The sequence below is a fragment of the Pseudoalteromonas sp. SR44-8 genome (genome assembly GCF_014163635.1).
GTDB classification, from domain to species: domain Bacteria; phylum Pseudomonadota; class Gammaproteobacteria; order Enterobacterales; family Alteromonadaceae; genus Pseudoalteromonas; species Pseudoalteromonas rhizosphaerae.
Window position 1 is genome coordinate 1 of sequence record NZ_JACJDS010000016.1, and the last position, 21,300, is coordinate 21,300.

General features: G+C 39.8%; 20 protein-coding genes. 14 read left to right on the plus strand and 6 right to left on the minus strand.

The window, feature by feature from the left end; genetic code table 11:
• The first annotated feature begins 355 nt into the window (after window positions 1-355).
• The 4 genes from H5183_RS09625 (at window position 356) to H5183_RS09640 (ending at window position 6,020) form a co-directional block, all read left to right on the plus strand.
• A complete protein-coding gene (locus tag H5183_RS09625) occupies window positions 356-589 on the plus strand; it encodes a FeoA family protein (protein WP_145236087.1) in 234 nt (77 codons plus the stop codon).
• Complete coding sequence (feoB, locus tag H5183_RS09630) at window positions 586-2,907, plus strand: Fe(2+) transporter permease subunit FeoB (RefSeq protein WP_182731568.1); 2,322 nt, start codon at window positions 586-588, stop codon at window positions 2,905-2,907. Before H5183_RS09625 ends, feoB begins: the two co-directional genes overlap by 4 nt.
• 85 nt (window positions 2,908-2,992) lie before the next feature.
• Complete coding sequence (gene ybaK, locus H5183_RS09635; RefSeq protein ID WP_182731569.1) at window positions 2,993-3,454, plus strand: Cys-tRNA(Pro) deacylase; 462 nt, start codon at window positions 2,993-2,995, stop codon at window positions 3,452-3,454.
• Window positions 3,455-3,764: 310 nt separating this feature from the next.
• A complete protein-coding gene (locus H5183_RS09640; RefSeq protein WP_182731570.1) occupies window positions 3,765-6,020 on the plus strand; it encodes an acyl-CoA dehydrogenase in 2,256 nt (751 codons plus the stop codon).
• 128 nt (window positions 6,021-6,148) lie between these two features.
• Here the strand turns inward: H5183_RS09640 and H5183_RS09645 are convergent, their stop codons facing one another.
• On the minus strand, window positions 6,149-6,334 hold the full coding sequence (locus H5183_RS09645; RefSeq protein WP_145236073.1) for a DUF6435 family protein: 186 nt from the start codon (window positions 6,332-6,334) through the stop codon (window positions 6,149-6,151).
• 463 nt (window positions 6,335-6,797) lie between these two features.
• Between H5183_RS09645 and H5183_RS09650 the strand changes: the two genes are divergently transcribed.
• Both H5183_RS09650 and H5183_RS09655 read left to right on the plus strand, forming a co-directional pair.
• The gene (locus tag H5183_RS09650; RefSeq protein WP_182731571.1) at window positions 6,798-7,748 is read left to right on the plus strand and encodes an oxidoreductase family protein; all 951 of its coding nucleotides are present in this window, start codon (window positions 6,798-6,800) and stop codon (window positions 7,746-7,748) included.
• Between the two features lies 1 nt (window position 7,749).
• The gene (locus tag H5183_RS09655; RefSeq protein WP_182731572.1) at window positions 7,750-8,721 is read left to right on the plus strand and encodes a Gfo/Idh/MocA family protein; all 972 of its coding nucleotides are present in this window, start codon (window positions 7,750-7,752) and stop codon (window positions 8,719-8,721) included.
• A 1-nt stretch (window position 8,722) separates the two neighbouring features.
• Here the strand turns inward: H5183_RS09655 and H5183_RS09660 are convergent, their stop codons facing one another.
• The gene (locus H5183_RS09660; RefSeq protein ID WP_182731573.1) at window positions 8,723-9,568 is read right to left on the minus strand and encodes an ABC transporter substrate-binding protein; all 846 of its coding nucleotides are present in this window, start codon (window positions 9,566-9,568) and stop codon (window positions 8,723-8,725) included.
• Between the two features lie 202 nt (window positions 9,569-9,770).
• On the opposite strand from H5183_RS09660, the gene upp reads away from it, so the two are divergent.
• The 5 genes from upp to H5183_RS09685 all read left to right on the plus strand — a co-directional run bounded on the left by upp (window position 9,771) and on the right by H5183_RS09685 (window position 16,581).
• Window positions 9,771-10,400 (plus strand): uracil phosphoribosyltransferase, encoded by a 630-nt coding sequence (gene upp / locus H5183_RS09665; RefSeq protein WP_145236059.1) that lies wholly within the window; start codon window positions 9,771-9,773, stop codon window positions 10,398-10,400.
• A gap of 2 nt (window positions 10,401-10,402) precedes the next feature.
• The gene (locus H5183_RS09670) at window positions 10,403-11,635 is read left to right on the plus strand and encodes a uracil-xanthine permease family protein (RefSeq protein WP_182731574.1); all 1,233 of its coding nucleotides are present in this window, start codon (window positions 10,403-10,405) and stop codon (window positions 11,633-11,635) included.
• Between the two features lie 149 nt (window positions 11,636-11,784).
• Entirely contained in the window at window positions 11,785-13,527 is a 1,743-nt protein-coding gene (locus tag H5183_RS09675) for an HAD-IIB family hydrolase (RefSeq protein ID WP_182731575.1), read from the plus strand.
• Window positions 13,520-14,740: a glycosyl transferase gene (locus tag H5183_RS09680; RefSeq protein ID WP_145236048.1), complete on the plus strand. Its 1,221-nt coding sequence runs from the start codon at window positions 13,520-13,522 to the stop codon at window positions 14,738-14,740. The genes H5183_RS09675 and H5183_RS09680 overlap by 8 nt, the downstream gene beginning before the upstream one ends.
• A gap of 68 nt (window positions 14,741-14,808) precedes the next feature.
• Entirely contained in the window at window positions 14,809-16,581 is a 1,773-nt protein-coding gene (locus H5183_RS09685; protein ID WP_182718727.1) for a sugar phosphorylase, read from the plus strand.
• A gap of 61 nt (window positions 16,582-16,642) precedes the next feature.
• Here H5183_RS09685 and H5183_RS09690 read toward each other — a convergent pair whose 3' ends face one another.
• The gene (locus tag H5183_RS09690; protein WP_182731576.1) at window positions 16,643-17,722 is read right to left on the minus strand and encodes an ABC transporter substrate-binding protein; all 1,080 of its coding nucleotides are present in this window, start codon (window positions 17,720-17,722) and stop codon (window positions 16,643-16,645) included.
• 149 nt (window positions 17,723-17,871) lie between these two features.
• Between H5183_RS09690 and H5183_RS09695 the strand changes: the two genes are divergently transcribed.
• Window positions 17,872-18,261 carry a cytochrome b562 gene (locus H5183_RS09695; RefSeq protein WP_145236040.1) on the plus strand — a complete coding sequence of 130 codons (390 nt, stop codon included), beginning with the start codon at window positions 17,872-17,874 and terminating at the stop codon, window positions 18,259-18,261.
• Between the two features lie 72 nt (window positions 18,262-18,333).
• Here H5183_RS09695 and ykgO read toward each other — a convergent pair whose 3' ends face one another.
• Window positions 18,334-18,477 (minus strand): type B 50S ribosomal protein L36, encoded by a 144-nt coding sequence (ykgO, locus tag H5183_RS09700; RefSeq protein ID WP_149980141.1) that lies wholly within the window; start codon window positions 18,475-18,477, stop codon window positions 18,334-18,336.
• A gap of 2 nt (window positions 18,478-18,479) precedes the next feature.
• Window positions 18,480-18,731 carry a type B 50S ribosomal protein L31 gene (locus tag H5183_RS09705; protein WP_145236032.1) on the minus strand — a complete coding sequence of 84 codons (252 nt, stop codon included), beginning with the start codon at window positions 18,729-18,731 and terminating at the stop codon, window positions 18,480-18,482.
• A gap of 224 nt (window positions 18,732-18,955) precedes the next feature.
• Here H5183_RS09705 and H5183_RS09710 point away from each other — a divergent pair, with 224 nt between their 5' ends.
• Window positions 18,956-19,240 (plus strand): hypothetical protein, encoded by a 285-nt coding sequence (locus tag H5183_RS09710; RefSeq protein WP_182731577.1) that lies wholly within the window; start codon window positions 18,956-18,958, stop codon window positions 19,238-19,240.
• 208 nt (window positions 19,241-19,448) lie between these two features.
• Here H5183_RS09710 and H5183_RS09715 read toward each other — a convergent pair whose 3' ends face one another.
• Window positions 19,449-20,102, minus strand: coding sequence for a DUF6058 family natural product biosynthesis protein (locus H5183_RS09715; protein ID WP_145236013.1), 654 nt, complete (start codon window positions 20,100-20,102; stop codon window positions 19,449-19,451).
• A gap of 170 nt (window positions 20,103-20,272) precedes the next feature.
• On the opposite strand from H5183_RS09715, the gene dapA reads away from it, so the two are divergent.
• Window positions 20,273-21,193: a 4-hydroxy-tetrahydrodipicolinate synthase gene (dapA, locus tag H5183_RS09720; protein ID WP_145236009.1), complete on the plus strand. Its 921-nt coding sequence runs from the start codon at window positions 20,273-20,275 to the stop codon at window positions 21,191-21,193.
• Window positions 21,194-21,300 lie beyond the last annotated feature (107 nt).

Genomic DNA, 21,300 nt, shown 5'->3' on the forward strand with positions numbered 1-21,300 from the left:
CTAAATAAAGCGCTAACTGCGTTATAATTTTTTCAAGTAGAACAACTACATGTCAAAATTTACGCCTTGTTATCACTGTATTTATCTGTCGCTATAAATGGTCAGTAACTTAACACGATTGGTATAATACATATTCATAATGCTACCTTTACAGAGCGATTAGGCTTCTTAAGCACTTGTCACTAAACGGCTATTTTTATCTTATCAAATGAGATTTAGGATCCAATATAGGTATAATTCTGCCATTGCTGCTTTATTTTGCATTACTTATCGATATGATAATTAGTCTCACTTGCATGATTGAATAATCGGCGTAAAATCAGCGCCATTGATGTATTAAATGAAATGAGATGGCATGTTAACGTTAGACAAATTAGTAATTGGCCAACATGGCTCTGTTGTAAGCATCGATCCTAATGCGAGTTTGTTGCGCCAGAAATTACTTGCAATGGGTTTAACGCCAGGCGCTCCTGTCCACGTATTGCGCTTTTCTCCATTTGGCGATCCGATGATTGTTAAAGTTCGCGGTACCGTGCTTAGTCTTCGTAAATCCGAGGCACAATCAATTAATTTGGAACTCGCAGTATGAATCCAAACATTGCCGTAATAGGTAACCCAAACTGTGGTAAAACTACACTATTCAACGCGTTAACCGGTAGCAAACAGAAAGTAGGTAACTGGTCAGGGGTGACCATCGATAAGAAAATTGGTCAATTTAAAGTGGCTGATCAGACTGTCGAATTAGTTGATTTGCCTGGCACTTATTCTTTAGATGTAAATGCACAAACCCCTTTAGATGAAAAAATTGCGCGTGACTATGCCCTCAGTGGTGAATCACAACTGATCATCAATATTCTTGATGCATCAAATCTTGAACGCAATTTATACCTCACCGCTCAGCTGCTTGAGATGAAAGTACCTTTACTCGTCGTGCTAAATATGGTCGATGTGGCAAAACGAAATGGTTTAGTAACGGATCCAAAGGCGCTAGAAAAGCGACTTGGATGCCCTGTGATTGCCTTAAGTGCAAATAATAAAACAGACATTACAGGTTTAAAAGAGTTTATTGCACAAGGACTTAAACTTAAAAAAGTATCAATGCATACCCCTAGTTATGAGCAAAAAATAACGCAAGCGGCCAACAACATTGCAGCCAGTTTTACTGCCAATAATAAACCGATAGAAAACATCGACACTGATTGGTTGTCATTGCGGTTATTAGAGCAAGATGAAAGCTGTTTTGGCTATGCTGATAAACAAACACTGGCAGTGGCAAAAGCTGAATTTGAACAGTTTGCCGATCACCATGAACTTGATGTGCTTTTTGCCAATGGTCGTTATGAGTTTGCCCATCAACTGGCTGAACTTGCTCAAAATACTAAAGGCATCGCCTCTGAAACCATTAGCGATAAAATAGATGCGGTAGTGATCAATCGTTTTTTAGGGATCCCAATATTTTTAGGGATCATGTATTTAATGTTTACTGTTGCGGTAAATGTTGGCGGCGCATTTATAGACTTTTTCGATATTGCTGTAGGTGCGATTTTAGTCGATGGCTTTGGTGAAATATTAACTTCATTAGGCGCACCTGATTGGCTACGCGCATTGCTTGCGGACGGTATAGGTGGTGGTATTCAGCTTGTTGCCACCTTTATCCCGGTGATTGGCTTTTTATACTTTTGTTTAGCCTTTATTGAAGATTCAGGTTATATGGCGCGTGCTGCTTTTATCATGGATAGATTAATGCGCGCCATTGGTTTACCGGGTAAAGCGTTTGTGCCTTTAATTGTTGGCTTTGGCTGTAACGTGCCATCAGTAATGGCAACTCGTACTTTAGAAACCCATAAAGATCGCTTACTGACTATTGCCATGTCACCATTTATGTCATGTGGCGCGCGCTTAAGTGTGTATGCCTTGTTTGTCGCTGCCTTTTTTACCACTAATGGCCAAAACTTAGTATTTGCACTGTATATTTTAGGTATTGTTATGGCGGTATTAACCGGTTTGGTACTTAAAAATACCTTGTTTAGTCCAACGCTTACCCCGTTTATTCTCGAATTACCTGCGTATCATATGCCAACGGCAAAAGGCGTACTTTACAAAGCATGGGAGCGCTTAAAAAGCTTTTGTATGCGCGCCGGTAAAACTATAATTGTGGTGTTTGTTATTTTAAAAATATTAAGCTCCATAGGTACTGATTTTACCTTTGGCAATGACAACACAGATAAATCGATGCTCAGTGAAATTTCAAAAATTGCAACACCGGTGTTTGCTCCTATCGGGGTAGAGCAAGATAACTGGCCTGCAACTGTCGGTATTTTTACTGGCGTATTTGCTAAAGAGGCAGTAGTTGGCACTTTAGATAGTTTATATTCAAATTTAGATGGCGTAGCGGCTGTGAATGAAGAGCCAGTTAATGTCATCGATAAAGTGGCTGAAGCATTCGCGAGTATTCCTGCAAACCTAATAGACGTATTTGGTAATTTACTCGATCCACTGGGTTTAAATGTCACTAATGTGAGCGATCAAAGTAGTGCGGCCATTGATCAAGAAGTGAATGTATCGACCTTCGCAACCATGGAAAACCTATTTAGCAGTCAACTTGCTGCATTCAGTTACTTAGTTTTTGTATTGCTTTATACACCGTGTGTGGCGGTGATGGGCGCTATGTACCGAGAAGCTGGAATGAAATGGATGCTATTTGTTGCAACTTGGTCAACAGGGCTTGCTTACATCACAGCCTCTGTGGTGTATCAAGTGGGTAACTTTAAGCAATCTCCGATGTTTTCGGCATTTTGGTTACTCGGGTGCGCTGTCGTTATTGCATTGGCAATAAGCTCTATGCGTATTTATGGTAATAAAATGGCTGCAAAGAGTCGTTTAATCCCTGTTGTTAATATTATTTAGCCAGTATATATAGTTTAAAAAAGAGTACCTTGGTACTCTTTTTTTTGTTAATTTTAAAGCAGTTAACAATTCAATGGAGTTAGTCATGACGCCAGCCACACAATTATTAAAAAAACACAAGGCCACTTTTGAGCTGCTCAGTTATGAGCATAACTCAAGTACAAATAGCTTTGGTTTAGAAGCTGTTGAAAAGTTAAATCTAGCCGCTGAGCAGGTTTTCAAAACCTTGGTATTTGAAACCAATGAATTGCAGTTAGTAGTGGCAATTACGCCTGTGAGTCAACAAGTTAACTTAAAGCTCTTAGCAAAAGCATGTGGTGTTAAAAAAGTACATATGGCCGCTGCACAAAAGGTAGAAAATAGCACCGGATATATTCTTGGTGGCGTAAGTCCATTAGGGCAAAAAAAACGCTTAGCAACTTACCTCCATAGTAGCGCAAAGCAGTTTGATATTATTTATGTAAGCGCTGGTAAACGCGGCCTTGAAATTGCACTTGATCCCAATACATTAATAAAACTATGTAATGGCAAATTAGCCGACTTTTAGTGGTGATTAACAGTGTTAGTTAACAGTCGATAAGCTTACACTACTTACCTTGCACAAACTTTAACATATCTTTATTTCCCTCATTTTGTTTCTATTGTTGCTGAGGTTTAATTATTTTAGCGTTTTTTAGTAAAAAAAAATCAACTAAATACTTTTCAGCGTACAAGTGTTAGCTCTTTTTATTCAATGGCTTAGATAGCCTAAAAATAAATAAATTGAAAAAACTGTTAAAAAATTGCTTAGAGTAATTGATCTAAACCATTTTTTATGACGTAATGTAGGTATTATTGTCTGGTCGGATGAGTTGATTATGAGTTTACGTACAAAATTAAAAAAAGTATTACCAAGTATTTCTATCACTGAACAAGAAGCCCTTGATGCGGGTGATGTGTGGTTAGAAGGCTCTATTTACCAAGGTAAGCCTGACTTCAACGCACTTCGCGCAGTCCCTGCTGCTGTATTGAGCGCAGATGAACAAGCATTTATCGACGGCCCATTACAAGAGCTATTGGGTATGATCGACGATACAGAAATTCAAAATGGCATTCATTTACCTGAATACATTTTAGATTTTCTGAAAAAGGAACGTTTCTTTTCACTGATAATTCCTAAATCATTTGGTGGTTTAGAGTTTAGCCCTTACGCAAACTCAACTATCGTTGGCACAATCGCCACTAAAAGTTCTGCTGTTGCAGTAACCGTTATGGTTCCTAACTCGTTAGGCCCTGGTGAGTTACTACTGCACTTTGGTACTAAAGAGCAGCAAGCACATTATTTACCACGCCTAGCCAATGGCCGTGACATTCCATGTTTTGCACTCACAAGCCCAGAGGCTGGTTCTGATGCTGGTGGCATTCCAGATTTAGGTACTGTGACTAAAGGCATGTACAACGGCGAAGAAGTACTTGGTCTTGAGATCACTTGGGACAAGCGTTATATCACCCTTGCGCCAATTGCCACCGTACTTGGTTTAGCATTTAAAGTGGTTGATCCAAATGGCTTGCTAGGTGGTAAGGAAAACCTCGGTATTACGTGTGCACTTATTCCAAAAGAGCACCCAGGTGTTGAACTTGGTAATCGCCATGATCCAATGGGGATTCGTTTTTACAACGGTACTACGCGTGGCAACAAAGTATTTGTACCAATGGACTTCATTATTGGTGGGCAAAAGAACATCGGCCGTGGCTGGCAAATGTTGGTTAGCTGTTTAGGCGCTGGCCGTGGTATTTCATTACCTGCATTAGGTGTTAGTTCATCTCAGGTAGCATTTAAAGGTGCGTCTGAATATGCTGCGGTACGTGAGCAATTTGGCTTAGCAATCGGTCAATTTGAAGGTATTCAAGAAAAACTCGCTGATATTGCTGGTAAAACATACCTACAAGAAGCAATGCGTGTACTTACAACCGAAGGTTTAGGCATGGGCTTAAAGCCATCGGTTGTGACTGCAATTGCAAAATATCACATGACTGAAATTGGTCGCGACGTGCTTGACTCAGCAATGGATATTCAAGCTGGTAAAGCAATTCAGAACGGCCCGCAAAATACGTTAGCAAGCGGCTATGTTGCACAGCCAATTGCCATCACGGTTGAAGGCGCCAACATTCTTACACGTAACTTGATGATCTTTGGTCAAGGTGTAATGCGTTGTCACCCATATTTACAATCGATGGTTGAATCAATCCACAGCGAAGATAAAAATGCAGATAAAGAATTTAACCGCATTCTGCGTAAAACAGTGGGTTATAGCGTAGCAAACAGTTTACGTGCATTTCGTTTAGGCGTATTACCATTTACAGCAGGTGCTAATTCACCACTTCCAGAAGTACGTGAATATGAAAAAGCAGCTCATAAATTATCAGCTAAATTAGCAGTATATGCAGATTTTTCGTTACTGGTACTCGGCGGAAAACTTAAACAAGCGGAAATGCTATCAGCCCGTTTAGGCGATGTAATGAGCTTCTTATATGCGGCAATGGCATCAATTAAATATTATGAGCAAAAAGTGGCAAGCAGTGAACGCGAGCAAGCAGCGCCATATTTCCACTACGCAACACGTTTTGCATTACAAAGCGCCGAACAAGCATTGCATAAGTTTTTAGACAACTTCCCTGCAAGTGGCACACGTAAGTTTATGCGTTTTATTACCATGAACTATTCGACTAAAATGCCAAAAATTAGCGATGACTTAATTCGCGAATTAGCTACACAGGCGCAACTTGACACGGCATTTAAAAAGCAAATCACACACTTAGTTAAACCTATTGAAGGTGATGGACATTACATTAACGAGCAAGCGTATAAAGCGAAAATAGGCTGTTTAGATTTACTCGCAAAAGTGAAAAAAGCCTTGCGTGCTAAAACAATCAAACCAGGTATTCGTTTTGCACTTACTCTTGATAATGCACTTGTAGCAAATGTAATCACTGAAGAAGAATACGCTAAACTGATTGATTACAACAAAAAACGTGAACGCGCAATTCGTGTTGATGAGTTTGATTTTGATATGAACTTATTAGACGAAAATGCAAAACCGATAAACCCACTGAAAAGTGTTGTTAATCAGTAATATTTTTTAATTCAACAATGTAAGCGCCCAGAAGTTCGGGCGCTTTTATATTTAAAGCCCATACAGTTTTGTATGGGCTTTTTACGTAATTCGCTACTTGTTCTTAATTTAATGCCTAAGAATTTAAATTAACCATCTTGTTTCGCTTGTTTTTCTATCTCTATTATTTGTTTGTCTATTTGATCGGCTTCAAAGGAGAGTTCTGAGTATTTGCGTATATCGCCGTTACGTTGGGCATGCATTGCTTGTTCTAGTTTTATAGAAAGCTGCTTATGTAACTTTTTAGTTGGGTCTTTCTTAAAGAATGAAAACATATATTACTCGTATAGTAACTGGTGCAGATTGATACGTTTCAATTAATGTATTGGTTTACATTATGTTGAAATAGTAAGCTGGCAAAAGATAATGATTGCTAACATGTAGTTAAGTAGTGAGCTGTGTTGCCTATAAGCGCTTTAATCTTAAAATGTTTATGTCATACTAGGGTCTGTTGACCTTTCAAGGTTAAATTTGCAGCAGTCTGTTTGGTATTTAGGCAAGGCAGAGCCTATGTGGTGTGGTCATTCCCCATAAATAGGCGATAACGCAGCATCAATGCCAAACAGGAGCTGCCCGAAGGGTTCTTCCTAGGGGTAATTAACTCTTTGTTGCTCGGTTTTTACTTAGCCCACTAGGTTACAAACCTCGCGCCGCGATTAAATTGCCCCTAGTTTGAACAAATATTAATCCGCAAAGGTCAACAGACCCTAGGCGCTGGCTTTATGGATATTGGTGCGTATGTCTTTTTATCTGCCATTAATTGGTCTTCATTATAAAAATATTAAAATCACTGAAACAATCACTGCTTTATGGAGTGGCTGTGGTGAAATAGTGCGTTGTCGTTTAGACGGTAAAGCCTGCGTCATTAAAGCGATTAGTGTGCCCGATCACATAAATCATCCGCGAATTTCGCAAACTGAGTTTGCAATTAACCGAAAGCGTCACTCGTATGAAGTGGAATTCCATTGGTATCAGCATTATGCGTCGCGATTACCATCTAGAGCAGGTGCTTTAAGGTGTTTTAATGCCATAGAACATGAACAGCACAAAGTCTTAGTGTTTGCTGATTTTACAGAGAGTGGCTTTGTAAACGCAAAACCAATCCATACACATGTTACAGCCATTATTAAGTGGTTGGCGTATTTTCATGCTTTTCATTTTCAAGTCAAAGCTGATGGCTTATGGTCGCAGGGGAGTTATTGGCATTTAGCTACTCGGCCAGACGAGTATGAAAAAATGGCAGATTGTGCTATCAAGCAACAAGCACATAGCATCGATCAAACTATTCGGGCATGTCAGTATCAAACGCTTATTCATGGTGATGCAAAAATAGCGAATTTTGCTATTAATAACGCGACACTAAATGTTGTCGGATATGACTTTCAATATGTTGGCGCTGGAGTAGGTGTTATTGACGTTATGTACTTTTTGGGTAGTTGTTTAAATGAACAGCAATTACAACAAAGAGCTGATGATTACTTAGCCGACTACTTTAAATATTTTGCCAACGCCATGCACATATTTGATAAAAGCGCATATAGCCATGCTGCTATTAACGAATGGAAAACCTTATGGCCAGTTGTATGGGCTGACTTTTACCGATTTTTAATGGGCTGGAGTCCAGAACACGTAAAAATTAATGCTTATATGCAATATCAAATTACAAAAACAAATTTTGGGGTAACGTAGAATGACGAAACAGATCCGTTGGGGAATGATTGGCTGTGGCGCTGTAACCGAGGTGAAAAGTGGCCCTGCGTATAAAAATACGAAAGGTTTTGTGTTGCAAGGCGTTACTCGACGAGATACCGCACTCGCTGAAGATTACGCAAAACGCCATAACGTGCCTATGGTATTTAAAACGGCCGATGAATTGATCGTAAGTTCTGATATTGATGCCGTGTATATCGCAACGCCTCCAGATAGCCATATGGAGCTGGCGCTAAAAGTTGCTGCTGCGGGCAAACCATGTTGTATTGAAAAACCACTGGCGCCTACATTGGCTCACAGTGAAGTTATTCTTGAAGCTTTCAGCAGTAAAAATATTCCCTTGTTCGTCGCGTATTATCGACGTTCTTTACCGCGCTTTAATAAAGTAAAAAGCCTGATTGACACGGGCGAAATCGGCCAGGTGCGACATATTAATTGGCACTTAAGTAAAGCCTCCAGCGAGCAAGATAGATCAGGTGTTTACAATTGGCGTACCGATAAAACTATTGCACCAGGAGGTTATTTTGATGATTTAGCCAGCCATGGTCTCGATTTATTTGGTTACTTATTTGGTGATTATGAACAAGTGAAAGGACTGGCGACAAACCAGCAAAACTTATATGGCGCTTTTGATGCAATCACTGCTTGTTGGCAGCATAAAAACGGTATTACCGGCTCAGGAAGTTGGAACTTTGGTGGTTTTTCTCGTTTTGATGTTGTTACTGTGTACGGTGAAAAGGGCGAGATCAGCTTTAGTGTGTTTGATGAACAAGCAATTACGGTTATTAACGAAAGTGGTCAGCAACAACTCAGTATCGAAAATCCGCCTCATGTTCAACAATATCATGTGCAAAATATGGCCTCGTCATTACTTGAAAATATTACACATCCGTCAACAGGTCATTCGGCCACACATACTAGTTGGGTGATGGAGCAAATTTCAAACAACTAAATCAGCGTGCCGGTATTGCTACGTTAAAAGCATCTTGTAATGCGCTTAGCATTAACGCCTGCTCTGGCGGTGCAAATATTTGTGAGTGGCTCTGAAGAATAATTTGCTGGACTGCCTGTGTTTGCAATGCTTGGTCAAATAGCGCAATTGCTTGTTTGCCTAGCTCCGATTGCGAGCATGCTATATAACCAAACACAGCTTGTTGGGTTTTATCAACACTAAGATAACGTATATTGGCGATTCTGGTATCTTCTGAGTGACGCGAAATAAACACCGCACTATATTCAATAATGGCATCGAACTTATTTTGAAATAACATTTGGCTAAGGCGATAAGCGCTCGTTGTGCCGCCTAAAACCATAAATGATTCGTTATGCTTGGCAATATAGTCATCTATTTCGTGACCATATGAACGTCCTGAAGCAATGCCGATGGTGAGATCATATTTATTTACGGCATCATTTAAACTAATATTTTCAGGTAATTCTGGATGATTATACACCACTAAGCGGTTGGCCGGAAAAGCCATAATTGGGTAGGTATTAAATAATGCATTTTCAATACGCTCAGGTGTTTTGGTTTTATTGTATAAGCACACATCTTTCATTGCGTGCAATTGTTGCCATTCTCTTAATCTACTCGCTGGGATAAAGTTTAACGCGATGGCACCATTGAGCTGTTTTTCAATATCAAGCATAAATCTAGTGGCTATGTTTTGTGAATCGTCATTAATCTGTGGTGCAAAGTCGGTCATTATTTGCACCTTTAATGGTTTTTTAGCCATCACAAATGAAGGCATTATCGCAAATAAAATACCTATCAGGATCCCAACAGCAAACTTTGACATAAAACCTTTGTGAGCAAATCTTCTATAGCCATTATTATAGTTTAGTTACTTAAAAAAAAATAATAATTGCGTTAAATGAAATAAAAGCACTGTATCAGAGTGATAAAATAATACTTTTATTGCACAGATCATGCTTTTTTAAAGTCTGATGGTTTTTTTTAAGCTAAAATAAGCGCAATTTATTTTTCTTTTAGGCGTTTTTATGACTATTCATGTAATTAATCACCCACTTGTTCAACATAAACTTGGTCTTATGCGAGAGTATGGCATAAGTACTAAGAGTTTCCGTGAGCTTTCGTCTGAAGTCGGTACATTATTAACCTACGAAGCGACTAAAAATTTGCCACTGGAAAAAGTAACAATCACTAGTTGGGATGGTAATCAATTAGATGTTGAGCACATCAAAGGTAAAAAAATTACTGTTGTGCCAATTTTACGTGCTGGCCTTGGCATGATGGATGGTGTTATGCAATTACTGCCTGCTGCAAAAGTAAGCGTTGTGGGCCTGCAACGTAATGAAGAAACGTTAGAACCAATCCCTTACTTTGAAAAGTTAGTCGGTAAAATTGATGAGCGCTTGAGCCTCGTTATTGATCCAATGCTCGCAACTGGGGGCTCGATGATTGCGACTATCGATATGCTGAAAAAAGCTGGCTGTAAAGAAATTAAAGTGATTGTATTGGTTGCCGCACCTGAAGGGGTTGAAAAAACCCTTGCAGCTCATCCTGATGTAGAGATTTTTACCGCATCATTAGACAGCCACTTAAATGAGAAAGGCTATATAATTCCTGGTCTTGGTGATGCTGGCGATAAAATTTTTGGTACTGTCTAACAGTGGATCACTCTACCTTTTCAATCAAAACAATTTTAACTGGGGCGCAAATGTTATTTGTCGCCTTTGGTGCCTTGGTGTTAGTTCCTTTATTAACGGGGCTTGATCCAAATGTGGCACTTTTTACGGCTGGTATTGGTACCTTGCTGTTCCATTTGGTAACTAAAGGTCAGGTGCCGATATTTTTAGCTTCATCATTTGCGTTTATTGCCCCTATTATTGCCTGCGTGCAGCTATGGGGTGTGCCTGCCACAATGGGGGGCTTAATGGCTGCAGGCGGGGCTTATATGTTGTTAAGTCTATTAGTGAAATTAAAAGGTGTAGCTACCCTGCATAAAATATTACCACCAGTTGTGGTCGGTCCGGTGATCATGGTAATTGGTTTAGCACTGGCACCTGTTGCAGTTAATATGGCAATGGGTAAAAGCGGCGATGGTTCAATTCAGTTGATTGCGTATCAACAAGCCATTTGGGTGGCGGCATTTTCGTTGCTAGTGACGCTAATTTTCGCGGTATGGGGCAAAGGTGTATTTAAGCTGATCCCTATCTTAGCTGGAGTCATCGCAGGTTACAGTTTATCGCTATATTTAGGGATCGTGCAATTTGATGCTGTTACTAATGCACAGTGGTTTGCAATGCCAGCTTTTACTTGGCCTGAGTTTAAATGGCAAGCAGTGTTATTTATGGTGCCAGTGGCAATAGCCCCCGCTATTGAACATATTGGCGATATGATGGCGATTAGCCAAGTCACCAATAAAGACTATTTGAAAAAACCGGGCTTACATCGCACTTTGTTTGGTGATGGATTAGCTACTACTGCAGCGTCTATATTCGGCGGGCCACCTAATACCACCTATTCAGAAGTCACCGGTGCAGTGATGCTTACGCGTAATTTTAATCCTAAAGTGATGATGTGGACTGCCATTATCGCCATTATTTTAGCGTTTGTGGCTAAAATGGGTGCTGGTTTGCAAACCATACCAGTACCTGTGATGGGGGGGATCATGATTTTGCTGTTTGGCTCAATTGCTGTGGTGGGTTTAAATTCGTTAGTGAAAAGTGGAGAAGACTTAACGGCTCCACGTAACCTCAGTATTGTGGCACTCATTTTAGTGTGTGGCATTGGTGGTATGCATATCGGTGGCAACGAATTTAGCTTACAAGGCGTGAGCCTATGCGCTATTTTAGGCATAGTGCTTAATTTAGTGTTACCAAAGGCTGATAAGCCAACGTAATATTTTGCACATTCAGCTAATAATTTGCACCAAAATAGCGCATTTAATATGCGCTATTTTTTTAACTAACTAAAAAATATAAAGTTATAAAACTGGTCTAGTAACTGCATTTACCTCATTAACAGTGCCATACTGATCAGGAGCGTTTAATGCAAGAGACAAACATTGTGGATATCACCCCATTTTTAGCAAAACATCAGCTGCCACTCAAATATCAGTATTTGAGTGAACAGTATTTCGTCCCACTCGCTGAAGATATTCTCCACAGCAAACCAACCGATCGTCCAATGCTGGTGGCAATCAATGGTTGCCAAGGCTCAGGTAAAACGACATTAGCTGATTTTTTAGTTACTTGGATCAACTGTAATACAGCGTTTAATAGTATTGCGATGTCGATTGATGATTTTTATCACAGCCACGCACATCGTCAACAACTAAGTAAAGATGTACATCCGTTATTTGCAACGCGCGGTGTGCCAGGTACACATGATACAGCACTTATGCAGCAGACTTTTACCGCGTTACTTGCAGGTAAAGTAGGGGTGCCTTTGCCACAGTTTGATAAACAAACCGATGATCCAGTTACGCAAGCGTTATGGCCTACTAATAAACAGCCTGTTGATATCATTTTTTTTGAAGGTTGGTGTGTTGGTAGCATAGCGCAACAACCTTATCAATTACATCAAACAGTTAATCAATTAGAACAATATGAGGATCCTGAAGGTATTTGGCGACGCTGTGTAAATAGTTGTTTAGCGAATGAATACCAAGATATTTTTGCAATGATTGATTATACCGTGATGCTAAAAGCACCGTCATTTGCCGATGTATATGGGTGGCGATTAGAGCAAGAGCAAAAATTACTGTCGCATAAAGGACGAGGCCAAGGAACGTTCGATGAGCAACAATTAGTGCGATTTATTTCTCATTTTGAACGTATTACGCGAGAAAATTTAACTCAGTTACCAGAGCAGGTCGATGCATTACTGAGCTTAGATAAAGTACGTGATATTAGTGCCATGAAACTTCGCGCTGATGATGTTGCAATGCCACTTATTTTCACTGATTTAGACGGTACGTTACTTGATCATAACGATTACCAATGTACTGAGATTGCTCCGTTTTTAAGCCAATTGAGTCGCGCAGGTATCGCTGTAGTTTTTAATACCAGCAAAACGTTTGCAGAGGTAATCGCACTGCAAAAATCACTTGGGTTAAACCAGCCGTTTATTATTGAAAATGGCGGGGCTATATATATCCCAAAAAATTATTTTTCATTAAAACCAATTGGCTGCGAAGAGCTGGATGAACATTGGCGTTATGCGCTGTCGCCAACCAATAAACAGTTGTACAGTGAATTACTTGAATACGGTAGCGAGTTTAGTGCTTATTACCGTTTGTTCAGTCAATTATCAGCGCAAGAAGTCAGTCAAATAACAGACTTGAGCCTAGCACAAAGCGAACTTGCCCGTATTCGTGAATATTCAGATCCGCTTTTTTGGCAAGGCACAGAGCAACAGCTACTTGACTTTTTAGAAGCAATAAAACCGCTTGGTTATGAAGTGTTAATAGGCGGGCGTTTTATTCATTTAAATCGCAGTACCAATAAAGGTAAAGCGCAAAACTGGTTAGTAGAGCAATTTAAAAAACATTGTCGTCATGCTTTCACCACTATTGCACTGGGTGATAGCCAAAATGATATGGCGATGTTGGATGCCGCAGATATCGCGATTTTAATTAATAATCCTGCCAGTAAAGCCAAGGCAAAATTATCCCACAAACCATGGCGTGTTAGTGAACACCCAGCCCCACAAGGTTGGCTCGATGAAGTAGCAGATCTAAGTGTTATCAAAGCGCAATTAGCGTCTAAACAGGAGCAATCACATGGCTGATTTTTACCAAAATGGCATCATAACAACATTACATAATATTGCCGACCGTCCGCTGGCTGATCTAGAAGCTGAACTCGTTAGCTTTTCAAAACAACGCCCAATGGGCTTGATTTTACCCTCCCTGTACAGTGAACTGGAGGGCCCTGCATTACAAAATATTGTGCAAGAATTGAAACATGTTCCTTATTTGTCGCAAATTACGATTGGCTTAGATAGGGCCGATGAGAGTCAGTATCGTCATGCATTACAATTTTTTGCAGAGCTTGACCAACATCACCGCGTGCTTTGGAACGAAGGGCCACGTTTGCAAGCACTCGATAAAGAGTTGCAAGCGTTAGGCGTCGCGCCGCGTGAACTCGGCAAAGGCCGTAATGTGTGGTACTGCATGGGTTATAAATTGGCAACGGCAAAAGTTGAGTCAATAGCGCTGCATGATTGTGATATTTTAACTTATGACCGTAGTTTATTAGCGCGATTAATTTATCCAGTTGCTCATCCGCGCTTTAACTATGAATTTTGTAAAGGCTTTTACCCTCGTACTGCTGATGGCAAGATCAATGGCCGTGTATCGCGTTTACTCGTTACTCCTTTATTGCGTTCATTTAAAACCATTTTAGGCAGCACTGACTACCTTGAATATATGGATTCATTTCGTTATCCGCTGGCGGGGGAATTTTCGTTTCGCCGTGATGTGCTCAACGATATTCGTATTCCTAGCGATTGGGGCTTAGAGATTGGCGTACTGTCTGAAATGTACCGTAACTACTCACACAATCGCTTGTGCCAAGTAGATATTGCAGATAACTATGATCATAAACACCAAGCGCTGTCACTGGATAATCAAGCGGCTGGCTTATCAAAAATGTCGATAGATATCACCAAAGCGCTGTTTCGTAAGTTAGCCACGCAAGGAGTGACATTTACCACGGAAACCATCCGGTCACTTAAAGCAACTTATTATCGTATCGCACTGGATTTTATTGAAACTTATCATAACGATGCCATGATGAACGGCTTAAAACTCGATATTCATCAAGAAGAAAAAGCAGTCGAAATGTTTGCGCAAAACATTATGAACGCAGGTGAGCATTTTTTACAGTATCCAATGGAAGCGCCATTTGTGCCTAGCTGGAACCGAGTTGCTTCAGCAATGCCAGATGTGTTTGCGCGTTTAGAAGAAGCAGTAGAGCTTGATAATAAAGAGTTTTCATAATAATACTTAAGCAGAGAAGTAATTACAGATAAATAATTAAAAATTAGTATAAACAACGGGGTAGGGTAATGAGTAAAGCGTTATTTGAACAACGGGTTGAACAGCACCTGACGAGTATATATGAGGGTGTTGACTTATGTATGAGTATTGATGCGCTTGCAAGCATGTTGATCACTACCATGTTAAGAGACGACCCGGTTCGAGACCCTACGCCGCATAAAAACCGCTGGGATCAGCAAGATGTAATTTTGATTGCTTATGGCGATTCAATTATGCGTTATCGCGATGCAGATCAAGCAGTTGCGGTACCGAGTGAACCACCGTTACATACCCTTCATCGGTTTATGAAAAACCAGTGTGCGGGAACGATTAACGCGTTGCATATATTACCTTTTTATCCTTATAGCTCTGATGAGGGCTTTTCGGTAATGAACTATGTACAAGTGAATGAATCTCTTGGTAGTTGGGATGATATTCAAGGAATAGCTCAAGATGTAAAGCTAATGGCTGATTTAGTGATCAACCACTGCTCTAGTCGGAGTCGTTGGTTTGAAAACTTTATTCAGGGCAAAGAGCCGGGGTTAAGCTACTTTAAAACAGCTAGCTTAAATGACGATCTATCTGACGTTGTGCGACCAAGAACATCACCGCTACTTAATACAGTGCAAACGGCACTAGGGGAGCGCCATGTTTGGTGCACATTTAGCCCAGATCAAGTTGACTTAGATTTTGCTAATCCATTAGTGCTTAATGAATTTGTAGGTATTATTCGCCATTACTTGGATAATGGTATAAAGATATTTCGCCTTGATGCTGTGGCTTTTTTATGGAAAGAACTTAATACTTCTTGCATTAATTTACCGCAAACACATGAAGTGATCAGATTACTGCGAACGCTAATAGAGCATGTGGAGCCAAGTGCAGTTATAATCACTGAAACAAACATTCCTAATCGTGAAAATTTATCTTACTTTGGTAATGCCAATGAGGCACATTGTATTTATAACTTTTCATTGCCGCCTTTGTTATTACATACCTTGCTCAGTGGTGACAGTAAAGCGCTCAAACATTGGATGATGAGCATGCCGCCAGCGCAAAATGGTACTGCCTACTTTAATTTTATAGCTTCTCACGATGGAATTGGCTTACGTCCTGTCGAAGGGTTGCTTGACGAGGATGAACTAGGGCAAATGGTCAATACGGTTAGTCGCTTTGGCGCAAAGGTGTCAATGCGCACAGCGAATAATGGCACCAGCTCACCCTATGAACTTAATATTGCGTTATTTGATGCCTTACAAGGCACTCATAAAGGCGTGGATAAGTGGGGCTTACAACGTTTTACCTGTGCTCATGCTATTATGTTTGCCCTCGAAGGCATTCCTGGGCTTTATATTCATAGTTTACTTGGTACCACCAATGATTATGAACGCTTTGAAAATAGCCAGCATAACCGCTGTATTAACCGTCATCGTTGGCAAGAGTCGGCACTACTTGAAAAGCTTGCCGATCAATCAAGTCATCATTATCACGTGTTTACTCAAATCAATAATTTACTGGCTATTCGTAAGCAGCAAGATGCTTTTCACCCTAATGCGACGCAATTTACCTTACATTTAACCGGTGCTTTATTTGGTTTTTGGCGTCAAAGCATAGACCGTAGGCAAAGTGTTTTTTGTGTTTATAACATTAGCGATGAGCCTCAGACTCTGCTATTAGCTGATCTGAACTTAATTGATACTGAGCAGTGGTTTGAACTTATTTCTGCTCAGGCAATAGAGCAGGGGCAACAAAGTATTGAACTTGCGCCTTATCAGCCGCTATGGCTATCGAATCGACAATAGTTAGCTATTTACTGGAAAACGGCAGAGTTACTGTAAAGGGCTGTAAATCCCCTTTACAGTGTTATTTATTAAGGGCTTTGACTAGGTTATCTACTGTAAATGGCTGCGGATCTGTGGCCATTTTACTAAATTGAGCAAAATCAATGTCAGCCAAATCAGTTTCATTTATGTGCTTTACAAGTGATACGGTTTCAGCCTTAAGGTTATTGAAGATGGCCAACGATGAATGATTTAGTGAAGTTCGAGTTTTTTCATTATGATGATCAGCGATATTAATGAGTGCATAGGCGCCTAATAACACATGGCCACCCAATGTTATATCCAACGCTTTGATACCTTTTGGTACAGAGTCCCAATTCATCCCACCAACAATGACCTTATGTGCACTATTGTGCGCTTGTAATGCCCGTTTTGCACCAAACCCAATTGCATCATTGGCGCACCATATAATATTGATCTCAGGAGCAAACTCCATAAATGCTAAGGTTTTTGTGTAACTTTCCTGTTCAGACCAATTGGCAACCTCTTTTCCTATAAAGTTTATATCTTCATGTTGCTCAACAAATTCATCTAAGCCTGCTACACGGTCTATCGATGCGGGCGTTGTATAATCGCCAATAAGGGCGAGTATATTAGCAGGTTGAGTCGATGTTGTTGAGTGTTTAATAAGTAACTGTTGTGCAAGCACTTTTCCTGCAGCATAATTATCCGGTATGACGCTGCCAATAATATTAACGCCATCACGTTGTAACGATATCAATTTTCCGATAGCAGGTCGGCTATATAAAAAATAAATAGGGATATTTCTAGTATTTAATTTTGCTAAGTATTTACTGACAACGCTTTTTTCATCGACCACAATTAAATAGTCAGGATTGTCTTTAATTGCCTGCCTGATAAGCTCTTTCATCAAAATATGATTACGATTCGCGTATTTTATGTGCAAGTTTATATCTAAGTCATCCGCCGCATTTAGCATAATCTTAGATACTTTGAACCAAAAGTTACCGGTTGTATTTATTTCATCAGATGAATCTGCAAACCCGGGATTTACAAAGGTAATGTTTAATTTGGCAAAGCTAGAAGGGCTAATTATTAAACACAACAAGAAAATCAGAAATTGTTTTTTTAATCTTCGCATTCGTTCTAAACCCAAAACACATCTCATCAACAAAAACGAATTCTAACACAAAATTAATTTTCACCACACTTAGAGTAAGGTTATATTCATAGCTGCTGGAGTGTATAATGATTTTTCATCTTTTTTGAGTTGTAACTGTTAGGATTATTATGAAAGTATTTCTGTGTCTTGTGGCACTGCTGTTTGTTCCGAGTTTATTTGCTAACGACGATTTAGATCTTGAAGCCAACATGAAGAATATGGGGCTTGCGTTCAAGCATACTGTTGAAGCAACACAACTACAGGAGTTTAATACCGCGATCGATGAATTTATGATATTGGTTAAGCGAAGTAAAACAGCCACTTTTCACAAAGAGGCTGAGCAGTCACTGCAAGGTTTAGATAAAGTGATCGCAAAAGCTGAACTTGCAAAAAAATTAGCGAATGAGCAAGGACTCGATGCAGCCAAAGGACCGTTAAAAGCCATTGATGGGCTCCGTAAGCAATACCATAAACTGCATGAGCCACCAGGGTTTTGGGAGTTGTTGTTCGGTAAGTAGTGTTAGATTGTATTTAAGTTTAGCCTTAAAGACTGTACGCCTATATCAAGGTGTACAGTCTGTGATAGTTGTTTATTTTCTTCCTTTCTTTTTCATACCTTGCACTGCTTTAAAGCGTGGATTGTCTTTACAGATCACAAAAACGCGTCCTTTGCGTTTGACAATTTGACATCCCGGGCGGTTTTTAGCACTTTTCAATGAACTCAAGACTTTCATGATTATTTGCTCCCTAAGTTTTTAAAGCGGCGATTAAACGCTGCAACTCGACCATCTGTTGCAACAGATTTTTGCTTACCGGTATAAAATGGATGTGAGTCACTTGATACATCAATAGGTACGTAAGGGTATGTTTTGCCATCTAACTCAACGGTTCGATCAGTTTTAATTGTTGAACCAATAATAAAGTAGCTATCGGCGGCCGTGTCATGAAAAGCAACCGTTTGGTAATCAGGGTGAATATTAGGTTTCATAAATAGCCTTTTATTGGAAATTAATGTTATGTGATATTATCACTATAATTTATAGTAAATAAGAATTCTTTGCAAATACTATTTTTGAGTTGTTGGTAAAGTAGCTGATTTGATGTTTATTCACACAAACAAGTTAAAAAATCAGCAGTTGATTTAAAAAAACTAGCTATTGGGAATTAGCCTGTTATAAATAATAAGTAATCAAGAATAGGAGTCAGATTATTATGAGTGGATCAGCCCAGCAACAGCATAGTAGTGAACAAAGTCAGGAAATAGATCAGGGCGTCATGGAGACATTACGTAGTCGTGATCATAGTGTCCTAGCACAACAAATAGACCCATTAAGCTGCACCCATAATGACATTGTTGAATTGCTTGCACAGTATTTGGCATTAAGTGATCAAGACGATGATGATGTTTTTGATGCTTGGTTTGATGGCCTTAGTAAAGCACAACATACGGTTTTAAAAGTATTTGAAGTATATCGCGGTCAGTTTGAGCATCAATAGTAGAGCAAAAAGTCGTTTTTTAAAGTGCTAAATTTTCAAGCGAAGCGACTGTTTTAGTATGTAATTGGCGCTTCTCGGTATTGTAATGTTTTACAGATAAAGGCAATACATTACATGCAAGCTTCAGTAAGTCGCCTTGCGGCCTTTGTGTATACTAAATTAAGCCCTTCTTAGGGGCTTGAGCAATCCTCGAGTTTTTAGTTGTCGCTCACTTTACTGATAAATCATATTTAAGCACTAGTGCATCAATATAACGGGCACGAAGGGTATGTTGTTTTTCGTGTTCTGCACCATGACTAAGCGCGCGATTTAATAGTTTTAAAGCAGGGTGTAATTTGCTTCGCTCTGCTTGTGTGAGGTTTGGCTTTGTGCGTAATTCGGTTATATCATCTACAACTAAGCGACCAATATCAACGGCGGCGATTTCTTCAATTAAGCCATTTTGAGTTAGCACACCGTATTTACTGCATAAAAATTGTTGCCATACTTGTTGTAGGTGCTCTTCTAATTCACAACCAAATAGCTCTTCGTTAAATTCAAATCCTTGTTGAGCTAGCTTCGTTAAACTTGCACTGTATTGTTGTGCAAAGTAATTGAAGGCTTGACTGGATGAATCAATTTTTTGCTTGGCTAAGCCTTGTCCCCAGTTAACGCATCCTCTTGGATAGAAGTCGTCGTATTCTTCGCATTCATATAAACCAGAGTAAGAGCTACAACTAAGCTGATTTTTAATACAGTAACTGGGTTTTGGAAATAACCCGTTTTGTTGCCAAATTGCAAGAGTATCTTCATCGATTGCTAAGGCATGACAAAGCTCTTCGCTGTGATAAAAATGGGTTGCTAAAAATCGTGATAAACGCATAAAAGTGCACTCAAGGTTAGAAAATAAATATACTGTTTATTTATACAGTTGTTTATTTTGGACTAAGCACCTCTACAACACAAGTAATTTAATTAATTAGTTATGCAACACTCGGAAAACGCCTGCTTTTATGTTACAACTACGGCAAGTTTTTTTAAGATTAATTTTTTATGCGCACCCTAGAACAAATTAAACAAGCAAGCCTCATCACAGCAATTAAAACGCCTTATTTAGCCAGTGGTGAAATTGACTTAGCCACCTATGATTATTTAGTTGAACAGCAAATCGCCGCCGGTGTTGATGGTATTGTGGTCGGTGGAACCACAGGTGAAGGCCAGTTAATGAACTGGGAAGAGCATTTAATGCTGATTGCGCACAGCGTTAATAAGTATGCAGATAAGTTGGTGATTGTTGGTAACACTGGCAGTAACAATACCCGCGAAGCCGTTAAAGCGACTGAGTATGGCTTTGCCAGCGGTATGGACGCAGCACTACAAATTAACCCTTATTATGGCCGCACATCGATTGCCGGTGTAATTGAACACTTCAAACGAGTGCTGGCAATTGGTCCTGCGTTTATCTATAACGTAGCAGGGCGCACGGGGCAAGATTTAACCCCTGATATAATTGAACCGTTAGCACAACACGAAAATTTTATAGGTGTTAAAGAGTGTGGTGGTAATGAACGCATTGAGCACTACGAGCAACAAGGCATTGCTTGTTGGTCTGGTAATGACGATGAAGCACATGATGCTCGCCATACTTATAAAGCGCATGGCGTGATCTCGGTAACCTCTAATTTAATTCCTGGCTTGTATCGTCAATTAATGGACAGCAAAAGCGATGCGCTGAACGCGTCATTACAACCTTTGATCAGTTGGTTGTTCTGTGAGCCAAATCCAATTGCAATTAATACTGCATTGATGATGACAGGTGCAGTCAAGCCTGTATTTAGATTACCTTATGTGCCATTAAATGAGCAGCAGCAAGCGCAAGGGGTTACGTTGATCAATCAACTTGATGATGTTGCTGTTGTAGGTGGCTCTAAAGCCACACCATTAAATTTAGAAAATACAATTATTCTGCCATAATTTAGTTTGGGCTTTAAAAGATCGCCAACCATTGTTGTTATTGCTTAGCAAAGTATGCTTTGAAAAGGTCAAACACAAAAATGGCTGTAGAAGAGAAAAGGTAATTC